This window comes from Mesorhizobium captivum, from assembly GCF_033977165.1.
Taxonomy (GTDB): domain Bacteria; phylum Pseudomonadota; class Alphaproteobacteria; order Rhizobiales; family Rhizobiaceae; genus Mesorhizobium; species Mesorhizobium captivum.
The window spans coordinates 97,834-116,317 of sequence record NZ_JAVIJB010000005.1 but is presented as its reverse complement, the minus strand read 5'-3'; the positions used below and the strand labels follow the sequence as shown (position 1 = coordinate 116,317).

Below are 18,484 nucleotides of genomic sequence, written 5' to 3'. Positions count from 1 at the left end.
CGCAGACGCGCTCACCTGCTCGGCGCGCCCACTGCGGTCGAGACAGCAAACGCCGCCGATAGACCGTCTCCCATACCATCATGATGCCGAGCCGGGAGGGACATGGCCAGACGGCGTGATCGTTAACTCGATGTATCGGAAAGGATCCGGTTTCCCTTGCGCAGGGTGATCCGCCGCTCGGGATGCTCGTCCCTGGCGGCTTGAAAAATGGCGCGGGCAAGCTGGGCGGTGACCGCCCGGGCAAGAACCCGCTCGATGGTCTCGTGACTTTCGGCGTGCCAAAGTTCGACGCGATAAGGCAGAGCCTCAGCCGAGCGGGAAGAGTTGGCGCTCCGTGTCATAGACAGGCCTCTGCCTAGTTCGCCGGACCGTTCCACCTCGAAACAAAACTGTTCTTGTGCCGCAAGGTGACATAACGGTCGGGATGCTCGCGCGTCGCGGCATAATAGGCGGCGTAGCCGATGCTGGCGTTTGCCGTGACCGCAAGGACTTGCTCGACGCCGTTCTTGGCAGCGTTCCACAACTCGACCTTATAGGGGAGTTCGTCGTGCTCGGCCGGGTCGTGTTCGTGTGAGGCAGGACTCCCTTCATCGTCTCCAGGCTCGTTTTCCGGAGCGAAGCTGTACAAATAGCCCAGGCTTTCGTGGTTGGATGCGAGAGCAGATGAGTATGTCGCCATGGGTCCAAGCTTGTTGCTATGCCCGATAGCCGCGCCTATGCTGGCGGACGCGTCATCGGACGAACTGCTGAATGCTAGCGCACAACGCGGGTTGGACAATGCCACTGACCACAACCGACGCGCAACATCTTTCCGACAGCCGTCGCCTCGAGCTTTTCATCGACGCCGTTGCTGATTATGCGATCTACAGCCTCGACGCCGATGGCTTCATCACGAGTTGGAATGCGGGGGCCGAGAAGATCAAGGGCTATGCCGCGTCGGAAATCCTGGGCCAGCATTTCTCCCTGTTCTTTACGATCGAAGACCAGGCCAATGCCGTGCCGGAAAGGATGCTTGCCATGGCGCGGGCAGATGGAAGGTACGAGGCCGAAGGTTGGCGGGTGCGCAAAGATGGCACCCGGTTTTGGTCGAATGCCGTTGTTCAACGGGTCGTTGACCACAACGGCGAACTCTTGGGCTATGCGAAAATCACGCGCGATATCACCGAGCGTGTCGCCGCGCACGAGACGCTGCTGCAGAGCGAGCGGCGTTTCCGCATCCTGGTCGACGGCGTCGTCGACTACGCCATCTATATGCTCGACCCAAGCGGCATGATCACCAACTGGAATGCGGGCGCCGAGCGGCTCAAAGGCTATACTGCCGACGAAATCGTCGGCCAGCATTTCTCCAAATTCTACACGCGCGAGGAACGCGCAAAAGGCACGCCGCTCCGCGTCCTCGAAACGGCCGCCCAGGACGGGCGCTATGAAGGCGAAGGCTGGCGTGTACGCAAGGATGGCAGCCGTTTCTGGGCTTCCGCTGTCGTCCATCCGATCCGCGACGACGCAGGCCGACTCGAGGGTTTCGCCAAGGTTACGCGCGACATCACGGAGCGCCGGGCAGCGCACGAAGCTTTGCGGGAAAGCGAGCGCCAGTTCCGCCTTCTGGTGAGCGGCGTGACCGACTATGCGCTTTACATGCTTGATCTCAACGGGCTGGTGACCAGCTGGAACGCCGGCGCAGAGCGCATCAAGGGCTACGCCGCCGATGAGATCATCGGTCAACACTTCTCACGTTTCTACACCGAGCACGACCGTGCTGCGGGTTTACCTGCGCGCGCACTCCATATGGCGGCACGGGAAGGACACTTCGAAACCGAGGGCCATCGCGTTCGCAAGGACGGGACGCTGTTCTGGGCGAATGTCGTGATCGATACGATCCGCGACGAGCGAGGAGAGCCGATTGGTTTTGCCAAGATCACGCGCGACATTACAGATCGACGCGATGCGGAGATCGCGCTCCGGCAGGCGCAGGCGCAACGCGCGCATACGCAGAAAATGGACGCGCTCGGTCAATTGACGGGCGGCATCGTGCATGATTTCAACAACCTGCTGACGGTGGTCGACAGCTTCGTTCGCATAGTGAAGAAAGTCGGTACTGACCCCGGGGTGGAGCGGGCGACCGAATCCGTGGAGCTTGCACTCCAGCGCGGCACCGCATTGACACGCCAGTTGCTGGCCTTCTCGCGCAAGCAGTCTGCCCGTTCCGAGGTCGTATCGCTTGCGGAGCGGGTGGAAGCCGTTCGCGGGATGATAGCCGGTTCCGTCGGTAAGAAGGTTAAGCTGATCGCAGATGTCGGATCCGAAACCTGGCCGGTGATGGTCGATCCAGGCGAGTTGGAGCTTGGCCTCATCAACATCGCGTTCAACGCGCGGGACGCCATGCCTGACGGCGGCTTGATCACGATCACTGCGGAGAACATGGTGCTATCGAGCGACGATATGGCGGCCGGTCTGGAAGGTGAATTCGTCGCATTGCGAGTGACCGACACGGGCATCGGAATTGCGCCCGACGTGGTCCCGCAAGTTTTCGAACCGTTTTTCACCACCAAAGGGCCCGAGACGGGCACGGGCCTCGGCCTCGCGCAGGTCTACGGCTTTGCGCAGCAGTCCGGCGGTGCGGTCACGATTGACAGCGAAGTTGCCAAAGGCACGACCGTCACGATTTATCTGCCACGGACCGATATGGCGAACGCCCTGCAAAGTTCGGGGGCGGAACAGCCGACCGGTGCAAATGTGGTGCAGTTAAGGACAAAAGGCCGTTTTGCCGCTTCAAGCGGATCCGATGAAGGCTGATTTGCCGTCATGAACCGCCCGGGCAGATGCCAGACTTCGATCGAAGTCTCCTCGTTACCTCCTCACACCAATCTCTGTCCGCCATCGATGTGGATGGTCTCGCCGGTCATGAACGCGTTCTGCATCAGATAGAGATAGGCCGGCGCCACGTCGGCCGGTGTCGCGATCTTTCCCGCCGGAATGCGGGCGCCCATCTGATCGAAATAGCCGGCCTTGGCCTCGCCGACGATCTCGTCCCACATTTCGGTGTCGACCCAGCCGGGCGAGACGATGTTGACGCGCGTCGGCGCCAATTCCAGCGCCAGCGCGCGGGCGAAATAGCTGAAGGAGCCGGCGATCGCCGAGACGACCGAGCCGCCGGGGACCGGCGGACGGTCCTTGTTGATGCCGGAGGTGAAGGTCATGGAGCCGCCCTTCTTCAGCGTGCGCACCGCGTGCTTGGCGAGCATCACCGCGCCGACCAGCTTGCCGTCGACGAACTGGCGCACGAAATCCATGTCGGTCTCGCCGATCGGATAATTGGGCGGCGGCGTGCCGGCGGTCGCCACCAGATGATCGAAGGCGCCGACTTCGTCGAACAGGCGGGCGACGTCCGCCTCGTTGGCCATGTCGGCGGCAATGCCCGTCATCCGCCCTGCCCCGGCGAGCCTTTTCTCGGCGGCCTTCAGCTTCTCCGCCGAGCGCCCGACGATTACCACCTCGGCGCCGCTTTCGAGCGCTGCCACTGCGACGCCAAAACCGATGCCGGAGTTGCCTCCGACGACAATGATCTTGCTTCCCGCGAGCCTAGCCATGGGTGTCCTCCGTCTTCCAGCAATGGGTTGAAAATTACGCGCGGCCGGCGTGGGCCGATTCGAGATCGGCGAGGATGATCCTGCTCATCCTGTACATCGCCTGCCGCGCCCGGTCGGCCTTCTCGCGGTCCGGGTCGCTCATCAGGCGCAGCGCCGGCTCGGGAATGACCTGCCAGTAGACGCCGAACTTGTCCGTCAGCCAGCCGCAGGGCTTTTCCGAGCCGCCGCCTGCCGTCAGCGCATTCCAGTAATAGTCGGTCTCGGCCTGGTCCTTCGTCTCGATGTAGAGCGAGATCCTTTCGTTGAAGGGCGGCATCGAGCCGGCGTTGAGCGCGGTGAAGCGCTGGCCTTCGAGCTCGAAGTCAAAGATCGCGTGCGGCACGGCCCTGTTGGTGCCGCCGACGAAGTCGGTGAACTCGATCGACCCAAGCGCCCGGCCATTCCTGAAGACGGACAGATAGAAGTCGCGGGCCTCTTCGGCGTTGAGGTTGAACCAGAGGAAGGGGCGGATGGTAGCCATGGCGTCCTCGTTGAGTTTTAATCACAAATCCTGTGAGGACTTTTGGCTGGAAAATGCGCAATAGACAAACCAAAATTTGGCAAGTATTTGTTACCAAATCTCACAAATAGAATTTCACGCCATGGCCCGCAGACTGCCGCCGCTCAACACATTGCCGGCCTTCGAGGCCGCCGCCCGGCACCTGAATTTCTCCAGGGCGGCGGACGAGCTCAACGTCACGCATGGCGCCATTAGCCGCGCGGTAAAACATCTCGAGGACCAGCTCGGCGTGCAGCTCTTCGAACGCGCGACGCGCTCGGTGCGCCTGACCGCGGTCGGCGAGCCCTATGCGCGGGCGGTGCGCGAGGCGCTCGACCAGCTCACGCTGGCGACCCAGGAGGCTACGTCCCGCCTTTCAGGCTCGACTTTGAATGTCAGCACGTCCGACGGTTTTGCCGGGAAATGGCTGGTGCCCAGGCTCTACCGCTTCCACCGCGCGCATGGCGACATCGACGTGCGCGTCTCGACCACCGGCAAGCTTACCAACTTTCGCGGCGACGGCATCGACGTCGCCATCCGCTACGGCGCCGGGAACTATCATGGACTGACCTCCGAGTTCCTCACCGGCGAGGAGGTGTTTCCCGTCTGCAGCCCGAAGCTGCTGGAGGGCCCGCATCCGCTCAAGACGCCCGAGGACCTCAAGCATCACACGCTGATCCGCGACGGCTACCGCATCGACTGGGCGGCGTGGCTTGCCAGCGCCGGCGTCGAAGGCATCGACCCGAACAGCGGGCTCACCTTCGATTCCGCCACTTTCGCGGTGGAGTCGGCCGTGCAGGGCGAAGGCGTGGTGCTTAGCCGCAGCATGCTCGTTTCGGCCGACCTCGCCACCGGCAGGCTGGTCCGGCCTTTCGACCATGCGCTGAAGGCCGTCTCCAGCTTCTATCTCGTCTATCCGCCGGAGGCGATCCGCCAGCGCAAGGTCAAGGCGTTTCGGGATTGGCTGTTTTCGGAGATTGAGCCGGGCTGAGTTCAGCGATCGTCTACACGCCGCCTTGCGCGCGTGTGCTGCCTTCCAGCGCGCCTTCACGCCGATATATTAGCAACCGCTTCTTTGCAGGGCGGGCTCGTGCTATTGTGGTTCCGGGAACGGCGGACGCGCCGTGAGCGCCCCGCGTTTCCCTTATGGGAGGAAACCAATGGCTCATTACGTATTGCTGTCGAATTTCACCGACCAAGGTATCAGGACCGTAAAGGATACTCAGAAGCGTGCCGAGGCCTTCAAGGCGATGGCCAGCAAAAGCGGGGTCAAGATTCACACTCTTTTGTGGACGCAGGGTAAGTATGACGTCGTGGTGGTTGCCGAAGCAGAGGACGACATTGCTGCGACCGCATTAGGCTTATCAGCCGCATCAATGGGCAACATCAGAACTGAGACGCTGAGGGCGTTCGACTCGGCAGATATGACCAAGATATTGGCAAAGATGGCCTGACCGCTACTTTACCGACGTGCGCGAGCGACTAAGGCTGGCGCCGAGTTGGGTGCTCGGCGCCTACCGTTTCTGGTTATGTCTCGTCACGCCACATCATCCGCGTCTCCGATCGGATTTCGACTAGGCGCCGGTAAGCTAATAGCGAATGGACCGCCACGCAATTCGGCGGCGGAGGTGTCGACCCATATGGAGGCTGCGCGATTGCGCCTTCCGCTGAAGGATACTGGCACTCGGTCCGTCGACAATGCCAGCACGCCGTCCCGGGCTTTTGTAGTCCTGGAATGGGCAACCGACGGCATGGGCGGGGGGCGTTGGGGAGCCGCCGGTTACCAGGATAGGGGGCCATGGAATCAGAAAATGCATAGGCCCTTATATAAGCATGCCAGCAATTCGTGTTCTTGGGAACTGCTTCCAGCTTAAAATTCAATCGCATATGGCCAAAAGTGCGCGTTCGCGATGATCGTCATGCAGGCCGACAGGAACCAGATCGGCCGTGCCGCGTCATTAGAGAGAGGCTCTTGTCGCGATCCCGGAGTGACTCGATGGTCAGGCTCCTTCTTGTCGTTGCGATGGCGCTCGCGCTCGCTTGCGGCGGGTCGCAGGCCGCCAAGCTCGACATGGACGCGGTCAATCGGGCCCAGTTCAGCGAGGGCGAGCCGAAGGGCGTCGATCCGATGCTGCTCAAGGCGCAGATCCTGCTGGATCGCGCCCGCTTCTCGCCCGGCCTGATCGACGGCCGCCTTTCCGACAATTTCGCCAAGGCCGTCTCGGCCTTCCAGGCGGCGAACGGGCTGCCGTCCGACGGCAAGCTTACGCGCGAGACCTGGGACAAGCTCGCGGCGACCTTCGCCGGGCCGGTGCTGATAAACTACGAGGTCACGGCCAAGGATGTGCGCGGGCCTTTCACCAGGCGCATCCCGGCCCGCATGGAGCGGATGGCGCGTCTGAAGCGGCTCGGCTACCGCAATGCGCGGGAAAAACTGGCGGAGCGTTTCCACGTCAGCGAACAAGTGCTGCGAATGCTCAATCCCAAGACCGGTTTCAGGAAGGCCGACACGAGCCTGGTGGTGCCCGATATCGGCCGCGGCGATCCTCCCGCGGCCGTCGGGAGCGTCGAGATCGACAAGGCGTCCCGCCAGGTGCGCGCGATCGATCCGTCAGGCAAAGCGCTCGCGGTCTATCCCGCCTCGATCGGCAGCGAGGAGAAGCCGGCGCCGAGCGGTGCGGCGCAAGTGAAGCGCGTCGTCCACAACCCGACCTATCACTACAATCCGAAATTTGCCTTCAAGGGGGTCAGGAGCAAGCGGCCCTTCACCATCGCCAAGGGGCCGAACAATCCGGTGGGATCGGTCTGGATCGACCTCTCGATCGAAAGCTACGGCATCCACGGCGCCCCCGAGCCCGGCAAGATCGGCACGACCTTCTCGCATGGCTGCATCCGGCTGACGAACTGGGACGCCGAAGACCTCGCCGCCATGGTCAAGCCGGGCACAAAAGTGGACTTCAAGGACGAGACGGCGCAGGAAGGGCAAAGTCAGTGAACCTTCGCGCCGGAGCAATTGCCAGGCTATCGCCAGATTCCAGCACTGGTGGGCTGATGCATTTGCGTCCGGATCCCCGGCTAGCGCGACCGCTATTTCACCTTGACGACGACCTTGCCTTTCGCATGTCCCTTCTGGACGAAAGCCAGTGCATCGTTTGTTTCTTCGAATGAGAATATCCGATCGATCACGGGGCGGATTATCCCGGATTCGACGAGGCGCGTGATCCTGCTCAGCAGATCGCCCTGCGCCCACATGAACAGAAACGAATATTCGACACGGGCGCGTTCAGCCTTCTTCCGGATGCTGCGGCTCAAGGCGTACATCACCAGTTTGAGCACGATGTTCAGGCCCAGCTTCCCGGCAAATTCGGGGTCCGGCGGACCGGAGATGGATATGAGCTTGCCGCCGGGTTTCAGCACACGCAACGACTTTTCAAGCGTTTTTGCGTCCTGACTGTTGAGGACGACATCATAGTCCTTCAGCAGGTTCTCGAAGTCGTCTTTCCGGTAGTCGACCACGATGTCGGCGCCGAGGCTCTTGACCAGTTCCGTGCTCGCGGCGCTTGCGGTTGTCGCAACCGTCGCGCCGAGATGCTTCGCCAATTGGATAGCGAATGTTCCCACACCGCCCGACCCGGCCTGGATGAAAACTTTCTGGCCTTTCTTCAGATTGGCCTTCTCGATCAGCACCTGCCACGCGGTCAGGCCCACGAGCGGAATTGAGGCCGCTTCCTCCATGCTGAGGTTCTTTGGCTTCAAGGCAATGTCAGCCTCATTGATCGCGATGAATTCGGCGAACGTGCCAATCCGGCCGTCGCGCGGCCGTGCATAGACCTCGTCGCCGAGTTTGAACCTGCGAACTTTCGAACCGACCCGGACGACGACGCCGGCAACGTCGTGCCCTAGAATGAAGGGCGGGCGATAGCACAGGAAGGGTTTGAACTCCCCGTCCCGGATCTTGGCATCGAGAAGGTTCACGCCGGCCGCGTGGATTTCGACTAGGACATCATCGTCCCGCAGGTCGGGCGTCGGCACATCGGCCAGCCGCAGAGCGGCCTTCTTCCCGTATTTATCGACAACAAAGGCTTTCATCATGCGCGCTTTCTGAAAATGGTTCTTGATGTCCGGCAGACTGAGGTTCCGGGTAGGCATCATCCGGCATGCCGCCGGCTTGCTCAGACCGGCAAGCGGAACTGCTTGCGCAAGGCCTTGTCGAAAACCTCGGCGGGCGCGAAGCGACGCAGCAGACTCACCTGCCTCGCGGCCTTGCCCGCGGTGTAACGTCGGCGTGGTCGTTCGCTTGTCGCCGCTCTGAGGACAACCTCGGCCACGACCTCTGGAAGGTCCGCTTTAGGCATTACGTCCCGCAGGAGCGTGTCGACACCTGCCCTGGCCTGATCATATTCTTTCATCATGCAATCCGGCTTGATCCCGTTCTGGTCGAAGACGGTGCGGACGAATGCCGGCTCTATGACGGAGACGCGGATGTTGAAGGCACGGGTCTCGTGGTCGAGCGATTCCGAATACCCTTCGATGGCGTGCTTGACGGCCGAGTAGTGCGCGGAATATGGCGCCGGGATCACCCCCAGGATCGAGCCGATGTTGACGATGCGCCCTCCGCCCTTCAGCCGCACCGCCGGCAGTACGGCGTTCGTCATCCGCACGACCCCAAACAGGTTTACGTCGAACAGCGCTTGAACTTGCTCGATAGACGACTCTTCCGCGCCCGCCTGTAGCCCGATACCGGCATTGTTGACCAAAAGGTCGATCCGGCCGGTTTGAGCGAGAACGGCTGAAACGAGGGTGTCCACGGACTCACCGTCGGTCACGTCGCAGCTCAGCATGGTAACCCGGCCTGGACCGGCGCCGATCACTCGGCGGCTTGTTCCGAAGACAGTAAACCCTGCGCGCGCCAGGGACTCGGCGCTGGCGCGGCCAATACCCGAGGAGGCGCCGGTCACGATGGCGGTCTTTCCGAAATTTGCGTTCACTTTGATGCTCCAAACTCGCCTAGCTTTTTTTCCATGATTGAATTACACTTATAATATCAAATTATGATCATAATGCAATACCCAGCCTGAAAGGAGAAGTCATGCGCTACGAAAAGGGCCGCAAGGACGCATCGCGCAGCCGCATCATGGAGGTTGCGGCCGATCATTTTCGGGGTGACGGCATCGCCGCGACCGGACTCGCAAGCATCATGAGCGATGCCGGGCTGACGAACGGTGCCTTCTATCCGCACTTTCAATCCAAGGCGGCGCTCGTCCGGGAATGTGTGGCGGCGGCTCTGGAGGGGCAATCAGGCCAGATCGCGGAGGCATTGGCCTCCGGTGGCCTGACGATGGCCATAGACGCGTATCTGTCAGGGGCTCATCGGGACAATCCGGAGAAAGGCTGCGCTTCCGCCGCGCTTTTGCCGGAAATTGCCCGGGAGCCATCTGAAACACGTCAAGTCTATACCGAGCGCTTCATGACTTTGGTAAACCAGGTGTCGGCGGCGCTTCCGCCGCAGACCAAGAATCCGGAGGGTACTGCGTTAGGCGTCTTTGCAACCCTCATCGGCGCCCTTCAACTGGCCCGCGCCGTAGACGGGACGGAATTGTCGGATCGCATCCTCGCGGCAGGAGCAGACGCGGCGCGGGCGCTGATCCAGCCGTGATGGAACGGCAATGGCGGAGGGCCGAGAGTTCGACCCGAAACGCCGAGGACCTCGCCGCCGTCGTCAAGCCGGGCACGACTTCAAGGACAAGACGCGTTCAGTGAACGCCGTCGGCCGCGCGCTCTCCAAGCGGGATCGCTGCATAAGTCCAATTTATCGTCATCCCTAGTTTTTCAGAACGTTACATGCCCTTCCGTCGCCTGTAGCTTCGGCGGCGCTCTATTGAAAACGGTCTGGAATTGGTGGTTCGATGCAAGCACATGCGAGAGTGGTGATTGTCGGCGGAGGCTGCGTCGGCGCCGGCATCCTGTACGGCCTGGCCAAGCGCGGCTGGACCGATGTGGCGCTGCTCGAACGCACGCAACTGACAGCCGGCTCGACCTGGCATGCCGCAGGGCTGATCCCCTCCTATGCCCGCAACATCAATGTCGGGCGAATGATCAAGAAGACCATCGAGATATATGAAGGGCTCGAGGCCGAGACCGGGCAGCCGGTCGGTTGGCACAAATGCGGCCAGTTGCGCATCGCCAATTCCAGGGACCGGCTTGACGAATTCAAGAGCTATATGAGCGTCGCCGACGTGCAGGGCATGCGGGCGCATTTGCTGACGCCGGCGGAGGCCAGGGAGCTCTGCCCGCTGCTCGACAACGACCACATGCTTGGCGCCCTCTATCATCCGGATGACGGCCACATCGCGCCTGCCGACGTGACGCATGCCATGGCCAAAGGCGCGCGGGATCTGGGCTCCAAGGTCTATCTGAACACCGAGGTCACCGGGTTCAAGCGGACGCCGGGGGGCGAGTGGCTGGTTGAGACCAACAGGGGCGACATCACCTGCGAGCACGTGATCTCAGCCACCGGCAATTACGCGCGCCAGACCGGCGCGTTGCTCGGCCTCGAAATCCCGGCGATCCCGATCCTGCATCAGTACTGGATCACCGAAGCCGTGCCGGAGATCATGGAGCGCAAAAAGCAGGGACGGCCCGAAATGCCGATCCTGCGCGACGAGGGTTTTGAGGGCTATCTGCGCGAGGAAGGCGACGGCCTGATGTTCGGGCCTTACGAGCGCACCGCGAACCTGAAACTGTTCGCCGAGGACGGCGTGCCCGCCTGGTTCGGCGCCGACCTCGTCGAGGAGGATTTCGAGGCGGTGTCGTGGAACTGGGAGCAGGCTCTGCAACTGGTCCCGGCACTGGGACGCGTGGGCATCAAGGCCAATGTCCGCGGACCGTTCCAGATGACCGCCGACGAGCTTCCCCTGATGGGACCGGCCTGGGGCCTGCCCAATGTGTGGCTGGCCGAGGGCGTGCCGGGTGGCATCCTGTGGGGCGGCACGATCGGCTATTACCTGTCGGAGCGGATCGTCGAGGGCGGCAACAGCCTCGACACGTCGGATCTGGATCCGCGCCGCTTCGGCGACTATGCCAACAAGGCCTGGACACGCGAAAAGGTCCGCGAGGCCTGGGGCACGCATGCGGAGCAAAAATATCCGGGACAGGACATGCCCGCCGCCCGCCCGCAGAGGACCGCGCCGTCCTATGCGAGGCTGACCGAGCTCGGCGCCGTCTGGGGCGTGCTCAACGGCTGGGAGATGCCCAACTGGTTCGCGCCGAAGGGCGTCGAGGCCAAGGACCAGTATAGCTGGCGCTGGACCCCCAAGGGGAACTTCGTCGCCGAGGAAGTCCAGGCGGTGCGCAACGCCGTCGGGCTGGTCGAGATGACGCCGATGACCAAGTTCGAGGTGTCGGGGCCGAACGCGGCAGTCTGGCTCGACAGGATTCTGGCCAACCGCTTGCCCGGGGTTGGCAAAGTGACGCTGGCGCATCATCTGACGGCGGGAGGCGGCGTGCAGGCGGAGTACATGGTGGCTCGCCTCGGAGAAGAGAGCTTCTACCTCATTTCGACGCCGCGCGCGGAGCGCTGGAATTTCGACGATCTCACAAAACTGCTTCCTGCCGACGGCAGCGTGAGCCTGAAGAATGTCACCAATGAGCGCGGCTGCTTCACCGTGGTCGGGCCGAACGCGCGCGAGGTGCTGCAGCCGCTGACGGAAATCGAGCTTTCGAACGCAAGCTTCCCGTGGTTCAGCGCGAAGACCGGCAGCGTCGCTTTGGCAAGCGACGTTCGGCTGCTGCGCGTGAATTACGAGGGCGAGTTGGGATGGGAGCTCTACCACCCCCTCGCCTACCAGCGGCAATTGCTGGACGCGATCCTCAAGGAGGGGGAAAAGCACGGCATGCGGCTTGTCGGGCTGCACGCGCTGGAATCGCTCAGGCTGGAGAAATCCTATCGCGCGATGTATCGCGACATGAATCCCGAGCTCAATGCGCTGGAGAGCGGGCTCGAACGTTTCATCCGCCTCGACAAGGGCGATTTCGTCGGGCGCGACGCGGTGCTGAAATACAAGGCGCGGGGCGACCAGCGCCGCTCGGTGACGCTCAAGATCGAAACCGACGGCGCCAGCACGCTTGCGTCCGAGGGGCTCTACATCGATGGCGAGTTGGTCGGGCGCATCACGTCGGGCGGATACGGCTATGCGCTCGGACATGATGTGGCGCTGGCGCTGTTGCCGGAGCGTCTTAGCAAGCCCGGCACGAAGCTCGACGTAGCCATTCTGGGCGAATGGAAGGTCGCCGAAGTGATCGCGGATTCGCCCTACGATCCCACCTCGGCCAGGGCGCGGATGTAGGCGGCCCATCGAGCGCAGTCGGCCCGGTCATCTTCGCGCTGGCTTGGATCATTCTGCCCTGCCCTGCGTTGAAGGCACGGAGGAAAATTGCGATGGACGACGATCGGACCGAGAAGATCAGGCAGCGCGCCTATGAGATCTTTCAACGCGAGGGCGGTATCCTCGGCAATCACGAGCGGCATTGGCATCAGGCCGAGATGGAAATCGACCGCGAGGCGGCCCTGCCGCTGACTGCGGACGATGCGCTGCCTGAGACGCGCGAGATCGACAGCGCGGATGTGCTGACGGTCGAGGCGCTCGCGATGCGCACCGGCATATCGGGCGAAGAAGCGCAGGAGTTGCTCGACAGGCTGGGCAACGACCGCGCCGCGATCGAGCAGGCAGCGCGGAGCCTTAAGGCGCGGAAGGGGCTGTAGGTTCGGAACCGCAACGCGACCGGTCGGGGGGCCGGCCCTGACGCTTATCCACCGGGCAAGCGCGGGCGGCGCGCGGCCGCCCTGTCGGCATGCGGGTCGCATTGGCCGTGATCAGGACCGTTGCGCCAATTGTCGGCGAGGATCGCGCCCGCCAAAGGCGGCTGCTGCGGGACAGTCGGCCGGCCGTCGCCGCCTATCGCCAGGCCGCCTCGTTTTTCTTTTCGTAGTCGCTGAATGCCTTTTTCAGCCCACCCAGCACTTCGGCGGCGGTTTCGAACATTGCCTTGAGCTGAGGTTCGTCCACTTTGAGGATATCGGCGCGCAGATGATCCATCGTCTCCTGCAGGCGGGCCTGCATATTGCGTGTGTGGTGGCGCGGGTTCCTGTCGTCTTCGCTGGCCATGTGAGTGCTCCTTCGCTGATCCAACGCATCCGCCGTTTCGCGGTTGCATCATGCGGCCGAAGGCGAACTCTACGGGCAATGGATGATCGAGGAGCTGGCGCGCCACGGCTATCGCGTCAGCCCCGGCACGCTCTATCCGATGCTGCACGCCATGGAGCGCAAGGGCTATCTCGAATCCCGCATCGAGCGGACCGGCCGGTCGCAACGCCGCCTCTACAACGCCACGCCCTATGGCCACGAAGGCCTGGCGGCCGCGCAGGACAAAATCAGGGAGCTGTTTCGTGAAGTCGTGTCAGGACGCAGCAATGGCTGAATCCGCGCCCCGGGTCGGCGCGGCCTGGGAGCTGCTCGCAGCGTTGGCCGTCGTCGGAATTCTCGGCGCAGCGCTCTACAGCCCCGTCTGGACAAGCGGCATCCTCGCGCCACGCGACTTCGCGCTGGCGCTTGCGGGCTTTCTCCTGCTCACCGTCTGGACGGCACCCCCGTGGATCGTTGTCGTTTCGCTGGCGGCGGCGAGCGCGATCCTTTTTTGAAAGGAGCAATGCCATGACAACAGTGAATGTTCGCTACATCGTCGATGATGTGGACGCGGCAATCGCGTTCTACACCGAGGCTCTCGGTTTCTCCGTCGCCATGCATCCGGCGCCGAGCTTCGCGATGCTGGACAAGGGCGACCTTCGGCTGCTCATCAACGCGACGACCGGACCGGGCGGCGCATCGCAGCCGATGCCGGATGGCCGCAAACCGGAACCCAGCGGCTGGAACCGGATCCAGATCGAAGTTGCGAAGATCGAGGACGAAGTCACCCGCCTGAAGACCTTCGGCGCCAGGTTCCGCAACGATATCGTGGCCGGGATAGGCGGCAAGCAGATCCTGCTCGACGACCCCGCCGGCAATCCGATCGAGCTGTTTGAGCCGCCGGCCAAATAGGGTCCCGGCCGGCCAAGATTTGCGGAGTGTCGGCCACCCCAAGTTGACAGGGCGGGCACATCACTCTAAGTTCGCGTTAGTGACGACTAACGCGAACTACTGGACAGCGCTCGGAGATCCGACGAGGCGCACGATCTTCGAACTGCTGGTCGAACAGCCTTGTTCGGTCAGCGGACTCGCTCGTGCGCTGCCTGTAACCCGGCCGGCGGTCTCTCAGCACTTGAAGGTCCTGAAGGACGCCGGGCTCGTGGCCGACACGCGCTCCGGCAAGGAACGCATCTACCGGATCGATCCGGACGGGCTGGCGAGCCTGCGCGCGGAAATCGACCGGTTCTGGAGCAAGACCTTGGCCGGCTACAAACTGGCCGTCGAGCAACCAACGGAGGACCAGGCATGAGCAAGCAACCTGCACCCGCGCCCGTAAGGCACTCCGTCGTTGTCGAGGCACCGATTGCGCGCGCCTTCAAGGTCTTCACTGAGGACTTCGGCAGCTTCAAACCCCGCGAGCACAATCTTCTCGCCGTGCCGATCGCGGAGACGATCTTCGAGCCCCGGGTCGGAGGTCACGTGTACGACCGCGGCGTGGACGGCAGCGAATGCCGGTGGGCCCGGGTGTTGGCTTACGATCCGCCCGACCGGTTGGTTCTGAGCTGGGACATCAGCCCGCGATGGCAGATCGAGACCGACCCGAACAAGACCAGCGAATGGGAAGTCCGGTTCACGGCCGAGACGGAGAACCGAACCCGGGTCGAGATCGAGCACCGGAATCTCGAACGGCATGGCGAAGGCTGGGAAGGCGTGCGCAGTGGCGTCGACAGCGATCAGGGCTGGCCGCTGTACCTGCAGCGCTTCCACGACCTTTTTCCCGGTAAGGCAGCCTGACCGTCGCGCCGCGGTTTAGGGCATCGCATCACGGAGCGAGGACAAGATGGAAGCCTATTGGCTCAGCATCCTCGGCGTGCTCGCGCTCTGCCTCCTGTCCGTGATGCTGGCGGTCTATTCGGGCTCATCCAAGGGGTTCGCCGGAATGCTTTCAGGGCCGGTGATCCCTGCGGACGACGACAACCGGCTCTACAGGATCGACCGCGTGCACATGAATTCGGTCGAAGCGCTGGCGCCTTTTGTCGTGCCGGCGGTGCTCGCGATGATGGTTGGCGTCGGGCCGGCCACCTTGGCGACGCTCGTCTGGCTTCACCTGGCGATACGCCTCGTTCATTTGGCGATCTACCTGCGTGGCGGCAATGCGGCCAAGGGAGGCAGCATAAGGACGATCCTCTACGTCTCCGGAGCGCTGGTCACGCTTGCCCTCATCGTTGTGACCGGGTGGGCCGCTGCCGTCTGATGCCGCAGCTCTTCGACTGGGCACTTGTTTGTGACACCCGCCTGCATTGTACTTTCCAGGGTCGAACCTTGAGGAGGCGAGGCGTTGAACTGGAAAGCGGCGGCGGTTTCCTGCCTGGCGACGATGTTGATCGGCGGGGCGATGTGCGGCCGGGCGCTGGCCTGGGGCCAGGAAGGCCATGCGGTGATCGCCGAGATCGCGCAGCACAGGCTGAGCCAAAACGCCTATGACATGATCGAGCAGCTCCTGCGCTCGCATCTCAAGCTGTCAGCGGGCTGCCGACATCGGCTGGCACGGATACAACCTGGGCCCGCTTGAACGCGTGATTAGTTTGCGCGATTGTCGTCCGTCCCCCGTCAACATAGGTGGACGATGAATCGCAGGGACAAGGCGCCCCCTTTCGTGCCAACCGAAATCCAAGTCGACACAGTCAAGGACGAGAGGGGGCACATAGGCATCCTCTCGATCCTGACAACGGAAGGTCTATTGGACATTGCGTTGGACCGACAAGCCGCCGAGGCCATCGTAAACGCCATCGGCTCCATACGATCCAGGCTGGAGACCGCTAAGAGCTAGAAAAAAGCCCGGTCGAAACCGGGCAGGAGGTCTTGCTGGAGCCGATCGGATCAACGTATTCGGCATCGCTAATATGCGGCACGATTATGACGACCGGATGAAGCTTTGCGAATCTCCGACGAAGCGACGAAGCTCCAAATTTCAAACTGACCCCCATTACCGCCTCCCAATTGCCGCGTGGGCCGTGCGGATGCATAGTGGCTCGCGGCAATAGCGCCTAGTTGGGCTGGCGGAAATGGCCATTAACGACGAGAAGGACAATCCCGGCGTCGCGGTGTTCCCGCCGCTGCTGTTCCTCGTGGCGCTGATCCTGATGCTGGCGCTGCGCTATGTCTGGCCGCTCACGATCGGCGGCAGGCCGCTGACCATGGTGCTGGGCATCGTGCTTGCGGCGCTCGCGATTGCCGTCATCGCCTGGGGACGCATGACGATGCAGCGCGGCGGCACCAATATTGATCCGACGAAGCCGACGCTGGCCATCGTCACCGGCGGCCCGTTCCGCTTCACCCGCAACCCGCTCTACATCGGCCTGATGGGCCTGCTCCTGGGGATCGGGCTCATCTTCGACACCTGGTGGAGCGTGCTTGCCCTCGTCTCGGTCTCCCTCATCCTGCATTCCGGCGTGGTGCTGCGCGAGGAAGCCTATCTGGAGCGCAAGTTCGGCGAGCCCTACCGCAGCTACAAGGCAAGCGTGCGCCGCTATCTTTGAATGCAGTGCGGCTCGCCTGATCCCTGTGATCGGGAGTCGACAGCGAGTTGGACGTCAGCCCTTCATCGAGTTGCTATAGACCTGCACGCCGACGCGCTCGTTGCGCCGCCACCGCACCACGGCGCGATAGACGGCATCGTCGTCGGGAACAATGAGCGTGAAGCGGTCCGGCAGCTCCACATGCGCACCGACGCGCAGCTCGGCGCCATGTTCATGCTGGTTGCGGACGGAGCACCTGATGCTGGCGTCGCCGGTGACGATCGTGGCCTCCTTCAGCACGAATTCTCGCGAATGAAGACGGCGCTCGACATGGGGAAAAGTGGCCATGGTATACTTGTCCCGAACTTCCTCGGCGGGGCTCAGCCTCCCCTGCCCCGATACCGCACCATAGCAGCGAGGCGTTTCCGTTCCGTTAGCGTTTTCTAATCGTGGCCGACGGGCCGGTCCCGTTTCCGCACACCGCCGGCAGGCCTAAGGCGCATTGCAGTCGGGAGGCTGCTGGCAACCTCGATGGGACTTCGTGATGTGGCGCCGACGACCATGAGGCGGCGTAACCGGCGGAGTGCCTATCACAATTGCGCGAGCGCGATGGCATTTCGGAACGGCAGACGTTTTCCATTTGGGCACCTGGGGCTGAGCACAGGAGCAAATCATGCATGGAAAAATCGTAGCTGGGCTCGCATTTGCAGCCTGCCTTGGAATTGCCCAGCCTTCCTTGGCTGCACCTGACTGGAAAGCGGTAGCGCAGGCGCTCGGGAAATCCGGCACAGAGGCATCGGGCGGCGTCTACCGGGTCGGGCTGCCTCGTTCGGACCTGAAAGTCACGCTCGACGGCGTGGAGCTCAAACCGGCTTTGGCGCTCGGCTCGTGGCTCGCATTCAAGCCCATGGGCGATCACGACGTCGTGGTGATGGGCGATCTCGTGCTGACCGAATCCGAGATCAGCCCGGTGATGATGAAACTGATCGAAAGCGGCATCGAGGTCACGGCGCTCCACAATCACCTGCAGAGGGCCCAGCCGGAGACGATGTACATGCACGTCCTCGGGCATGGCGATCCGGAAAAGTTGGCCGCTGCGCTGCACTCGGCCTTGCAGCAGAGTGCGACGCCGCTTTCGGACACACCGGCGAGCGCCACTGCTGCTTCGAAGGCGATTGATCTCGACACGTCGACCATCGACCAGGCGCTTGGCCGCAAGGGCAAGGTCAATGGCGGTGTCTATCAGGTCAGCATCCCGCGCGCGGAGACTATCAAGGATGACGGCATGGAAGTGCCGGACGCAATGGGCTCTGCGATTGCCATCAACTTTCAGCCGACCGGGGGTGGCAAGGCCGCGATCACCGGCGACTTCGTTCTGATCGCTTCCGAAGTGAATCCGGTGCTAAGAGCCTTGCGGGAAAGCGGGATAGAGATGACGGCCGTGCACAACCATATGCTCGACGACGAACCCCGGCTGTTCTTCATGCATTTCTGGGCGAATGACGACGTCGGGAAGTTGGCCAAAGGGCTGAAGCTGGCGCTCGATCAAGTACACCTCAAGACGGGTAGCTGATCTTTGACACCGTCCCTTCGAAATTCCGAAGGCAACTCCGTTGGCCCGGGCGACGTCAAGGACCAGAGGAAAGGTGGCCGTGCTGC

Annotated in this window: 23 protein-coding genes and 1 pseudogene; 16 read left to right on the top strand and 8 right to left on the bottom strand. The window is 62.6% G+C overall.

Annotated elements, in window-relative coordinates; translation table 11 throughout:
- Positions 1–122 precede the first annotated feature (122 nt).
- Positions 123–341, bottom strand: coding sequence for a hypothetical protein (locus RFM40_RS06940; protein ID WP_320225793.1), 219 nt, complete (start codon positions 339–341; stop codon positions 123–125).
- Between the two features lie 14 nt (positions 342–355).
- Positions 356–679 (bottom strand): hypothetical protein, encoded by a 324-nt coding sequence (locus RFM40_RS06935; protein ID WP_320220336.1) that lies wholly within the window; start codon positions 677–679, stop codon positions 356–358.
- A 98-nt stretch (positions 680–777) separates the two neighbouring features.
- On the opposite strand from RFM40_RS06935, the gene RFM40_RS06930 reads away from it, so the two are divergent.
- Positions 778–2,793: a PAS domain S-box protein gene (locus RFM40_RS06930; protein WP_320225792.1), complete on the top strand. Its 2,016-nt coding sequence runs from the start codon at positions 778–780 to the stop codon at positions 2,791–2,793.
- Positions 2,794–2,855: 62 nt separating this feature from the next.
- On the opposite strand, the gene RFM40_RS06925 is transcribed toward RFM40_RS06930, so the two are convergent.
- Entirely contained in the window at positions 2,856–3,587 is a 732-nt protein-coding gene (locus tag RFM40_RS06925) for an SDR family oxidoreductase (RefSeq protein WP_320225791.1), read from the bottom strand.
- 34 nt (positions 3,588–3,621) lie between these two features.
- Positions 3,622–4,107 (bottom strand): VOC family protein, encoded by a 486-nt coding sequence (locus RFM40_RS06920; protein WP_320225790.1) that lies wholly within the window; start codon positions 4,105–4,107, stop codon positions 3,622–3,624.
- A 121-nt stretch (positions 4,108–4,228) separates the two neighbouring features.
- Between RFM40_RS06920 and RFM40_RS06915 the strand changes: the two genes are divergently transcribed.
- From RFM40_RS06915 to RFM40_RS06905, 3 genes are all read left to right on the top strand, one after another.
- A complete protein-coding gene (locus RFM40_RS06915; RefSeq protein WP_320225789.1) occupies positions 4,229–5,116 on the top strand; it encodes a transcriptional regulator GcvA in 888 nt (295 codons plus the stop codon).
- Between the two features lie 169 nt (positions 5,117–5,285).
- Complete coding sequence (locus RFM40_RS06910) at positions 5,286–5,579, top strand: GYD domain-containing protein (protein ID WP_320225788.1); 294 nt, start codon at positions 5,286–5,288, stop codon at positions 5,577–5,579.
- Between the two features lie 542 nt (positions 5,580–6,121).
- Positions 6,122–7,120: a L,D-transpeptidase family protein gene (locus tag RFM40_RS06905; protein ID WP_320225787.1), complete on the top strand. Its 999-nt coding sequence runs from the start codon at positions 6,122–6,124 to the stop codon at positions 7,118–7,120.
- Positions 7,121–7,212: 92 nt separating this feature from the next.
- On the opposite strand, the gene RFM40_RS06900 is transcribed toward RFM40_RS06905, so the two are convergent.
- Together RFM40_RS06900 and RFM40_RS06895 are read right to left on the bottom strand one after the other, a co-directional pair.
- Positions 7,213–8,214 (bottom strand): NADP-dependent oxidoreductase, encoded by a 1,002-nt coding sequence (locus RFM40_RS06900; protein ID WP_320225889.1) that lies wholly within the window; start codon positions 8,212–8,214, stop codon positions 7,213–7,215.
- Positions 8,215–8,297: 83 nt separating this feature from the next.
- The gene (locus tag RFM40_RS06895; protein WP_320225786.1) at positions 8,298–9,113 is read right to left on the bottom strand and encodes an oxidoreductase; all 816 of its coding nucleotides are present in this window, start codon (positions 9,111–9,113) and stop codon (positions 8,298–8,300) included.
- A 101-nt stretch (positions 9,114–9,214) separates the two neighbouring features.
- Here RFM40_RS06895 and RFM40_RS06890 point away from each other — a divergent pair, with 101 nt between their 5' ends.
- The 3 genes from RFM40_RS06890 to RFM40_RS06880 all read left to right on the top strand — a co-directional run bounded on the left by RFM40_RS06890 (position 9,215) and on the right by RFM40_RS06880 (position 12,886).
- Positions 9,215–9,781: a TetR/AcrR family transcriptional regulator gene (locus RFM40_RS06890; protein ID WP_320225785.1), complete on the top strand. Its 567-nt coding sequence runs from the start codon at positions 9,215–9,217 to the stop codon at positions 9,779–9,781.
- A gap of 250 nt (positions 9,782–10,031) precedes the next feature.
- On the top strand, positions 10,032–12,470 hold the full coding sequence (locus tag RFM40_RS06885; protein WP_320225784.1) for a GcvT family protein: 2,439 nt from the start codon (positions 10,032–10,034) through the stop codon (positions 12,468–12,470).
- Positions 12,471–12,562: 92 nt separating this feature from the next.
- Positions 12,563–12,886, top strand: a complete 324-nt coding sequence (locus tag RFM40_RS06880; protein WP_320220344.1) for a DUF2934 domain-containing protein — start codon at positions 12,563–12,565, stop codon at positions 12,884–12,886.
- Positions 12,887–13,079: 193 nt separating this feature from the next.
- Here the strand turns inward: RFM40_RS06880 and RFM40_RS06875 are convergent, their stop codons facing one another.
- Positions 13,080–13,289, bottom strand: a complete 210-nt coding sequence (locus tag RFM40_RS06875) for a hypothetical protein (RefSeq protein WP_126100935.1) — start codon at positions 13,287–13,289, stop codon at positions 13,080–13,082.
- 43 nt (positions 13,290–13,332) lie between these two features.
- Here RFM40_RS06875 and RFM40_RS06870 point away from each other — a divergent pair, with 43 nt between their 5' ends.
- From RFM40_RS06870 to RFM40_RS06835, 8 genes and pseudogenes are all read left to right on the top strand, one after another.
- Positions 13,333–13,602, top strand: coding sequence for a PadR family transcriptional regulator (locus RFM40_RS06870; RefSeq protein ID WP_320225783.1), 270 nt, complete (start codon positions 13,333–13,335; stop codon positions 13,600–13,602).
- A 37-nt stretch (positions 13,603–13,639) separates the two neighbouring features.
- Positions 13,640–13,822: pseudogene (locus tag RFM40_RS06865) on the top strand (chromate transporter); the annotation flags it as partial.
- Positions 13,823–13,835: 13 nt separating this feature from the next.
- Positions 13,836–14,219, top strand: coding sequence for a VOC family protein (locus RFM40_RS06860; RefSeq protein ID WP_320225782.1), 384 nt, complete (start codon positions 13,836–13,838; stop codon positions 14,217–14,219).
- A gap of 79 nt (positions 14,220–14,298) precedes the next feature.
- Positions 14,299–14,616, top strand: coding sequence for an ArsR/SmtB family transcription factor (locus RFM40_RS06855; protein ID WP_189521267.1), 318 nt, complete (start codon positions 14,299–14,301; stop codon positions 14,614–14,616).
- Positions 14,613–15,101, top strand: coding sequence for an SRPBCC family protein (locus tag RFM40_RS06850; protein ID WP_320225781.1), 489 nt, complete (start codon positions 14,613–14,615; stop codon positions 15,099–15,101). Before RFM40_RS06855 ends, RFM40_RS06850 begins: the two co-directional genes overlap by 4 nt.
- Positions 15,102–15,147: 46 nt before the next feature.
- The gene (locus RFM40_RS06845; protein WP_320225780.1) at positions 15,148–15,561 is read left to right on the top strand and encodes an MAPEG family protein; all 414 of its coding nucleotides are present in this window, start codon (positions 15,148–15,150) and stop codon (positions 15,559–15,561) included.
- Between the two features lie 84 nt (positions 15,562–15,645).
- Positions 15,646–15,879: a hypothetical protein gene (locus RFM40_RS06840; protein ID WP_320225779.1), complete on the top strand. Its 234-nt coding sequence runs from the start codon at positions 15,646–15,648 to the stop codon at positions 15,877–15,879.
- A 493-nt stretch (positions 15,880–16,372) separates the two neighbouring features.
- Complete coding sequence (locus RFM40_RS06835) at positions 16,373–16,846, top strand: methyltransferase family protein (RefSeq protein ID WP_320225778.1); 474 nt, start codon at positions 16,373–16,375, stop codon at positions 16,844–16,846.
- Between the two features lie 54 nt (positions 16,847–16,900).
- Here the strand turns inward: RFM40_RS06835 and RFM40_RS06830 are convergent, their stop codons facing one another.
- Entirely contained in the window at positions 16,901–17,173 is a 273-nt protein-coding gene (locus RFM40_RS06830; RefSeq protein ID WP_320225777.1) for a PilZ domain-containing protein, read from the bottom strand.
- A gap of 325 nt (positions 17,174–17,498) precedes the next feature.
- Here RFM40_RS06830 and RFM40_RS06825 point away from each other — a divergent pair, with 325 nt between their 5' ends.
- Positions 17,499–18,398 (top strand): DUF1259 domain-containing protein, encoded by a 900-nt coding sequence (locus RFM40_RS06825; RefSeq protein ID WP_320225776.1) that lies wholly within the window; start codon positions 17,499–17,501, stop codon positions 18,396–18,398.
- Positions 18,399–18,484: the final 86 nt, after the last annotated feature.

What these genes read in the sequence shown, in the direction of transcription:
- RFM40_RS06940 (WP_320225793.1), bottom strand. Translation starts at nt 341, where the DNA reads ATGACACGGAGCGCCAACTCTTCCCGCTCGGCTGAGGCTCTGCCTTAT.
- RFM40_RS06935 (WP_320220336.1), bottom strand. Translation starts at nt 679, where the DNA reads ATGGCGACATACTCATCTGCTCTCGCATCCAACCACGAAAGCCTGGGC.
- RFM40_RS06930 (WP_320225792.1), top strand. Translation starts at nt 778, where the DNA reads ATGCCACTGACCACAACCGACGCGCAACATCTTTCCGACAGCCGTCGC.
- RFM40_RS06925 (WP_320225791.1), bottom strand. Translation starts at nt 3,587, where the DNA reads ATGGCTAGGCTCGCGGGAAGCAAGATCATTGTCGTCGGAGGCAACTCC.
- RFM40_RS06920 (WP_320225790.1), bottom strand. Translation starts at nt 4,107, where the DNA reads ATGGCTACCATCCGCCCCTTCCTCTGGTTCAACCTCAACGCCGAAGAG.
- RFM40_RS06915 (WP_320225789.1), top strand. Translation starts at nt 4,229, where the DNA reads ATGGCCCGCAGACTGCCGCCGCTCAACACATTGCCGGCCTTCGAGGCC.
- RFM40_RS06910 (WP_320225788.1), top strand. Translation starts at nt 5,286, where the DNA reads ATGGCTCATTACGTATTGCTGTCGAATTTCACCGACCAAGGTATCAGG.
- RFM40_RS06905 (WP_320225787.1), top strand. Translation starts at nt 6,122, where the DNA reads ATGGTCAGGCTCCTTCTTGTCGTTGCGATGGCGCTCGCGCTCGCTTGC.
- RFM40_RS06900 (WP_320225889.1), bottom strand. Translation starts at nt 8,214, where the DNA reads ATGAAAGCCTTTGTTGTCGATAAATACGGGAAGAAGGCCGCTCTGCGG.
- RFM40_RS06890 (WP_320225785.1), top strand. Translation starts at nt 9,215, where the DNA reads ATGCGCTACGAAAAGGGCCGCAAGGACGCATCGCGCAGCCGCATCATG.
- RFM40_RS06885 (WP_320225784.1), top strand. Translation starts at nt 10,032, where the DNA reads ATGCAAGCACATGCGAGAGTGGTGATTGTCGGCGGAGGCTGCGTCGGC.
- RFM40_RS06880 (WP_320220344.1), top strand. Translation starts at nt 12,563, where the DNA reads ATGGACGACGATCGGACCGAGAAGATCAGGCAGCGCGCCTATGAGATC.
- RFM40_RS06875 (WP_126100935.1), bottom strand. Translation starts at nt 13,289, where the DNA reads ATGGCCAGCGAAGACGACAGGAACCCGCGCCACCACACACGCAATATG.
- RFM40_RS06860 (WP_320225782.1), top strand. Translation starts at nt 13,836, where the DNA reads ATGACAACAGTGAATGTTCGCTACATCGTCGATGATGTGGACGCGGCA.
- RFM40_RS06850 (WP_320225781.1), top strand. Translation starts at nt 14,613, where the DNA reads ATGAGCAAGCAACCTGCACCCGCGCCCGTAAGGCACTCCGTCGTTGTC.
- RFM40_RS06845 (WP_320225780.1), top strand. Translation starts at nt 15,148, where the DNA reads ATGGAAGCCTATTGGCTCAGCATCCTCGGCGTGCTCGCGCTCTGCCTC.
- RFM40_RS06835 (WP_320225778.1), top strand. Translation starts at nt 16,373, where the DNA reads ATGGCCATTAACGACGAGAAGGACAATCCCGGCGTCGCGGTGTTCCCG.
- RFM40_RS06830 (WP_320225777.1), bottom strand. Translation starts at nt 17,173, where the DNA reads ATGGCCACTTTTCCCCATGTCGAGCGCCGTCTTCATTCGCGAGAATTC.
- RFM40_RS06825 (WP_320225776.1), top strand. Translation starts at nt 17,499, where the DNA reads ATGCATGGAAAAATCGTAGCTGGGCTCGCATTTGCAGCCTGCCTTGGA.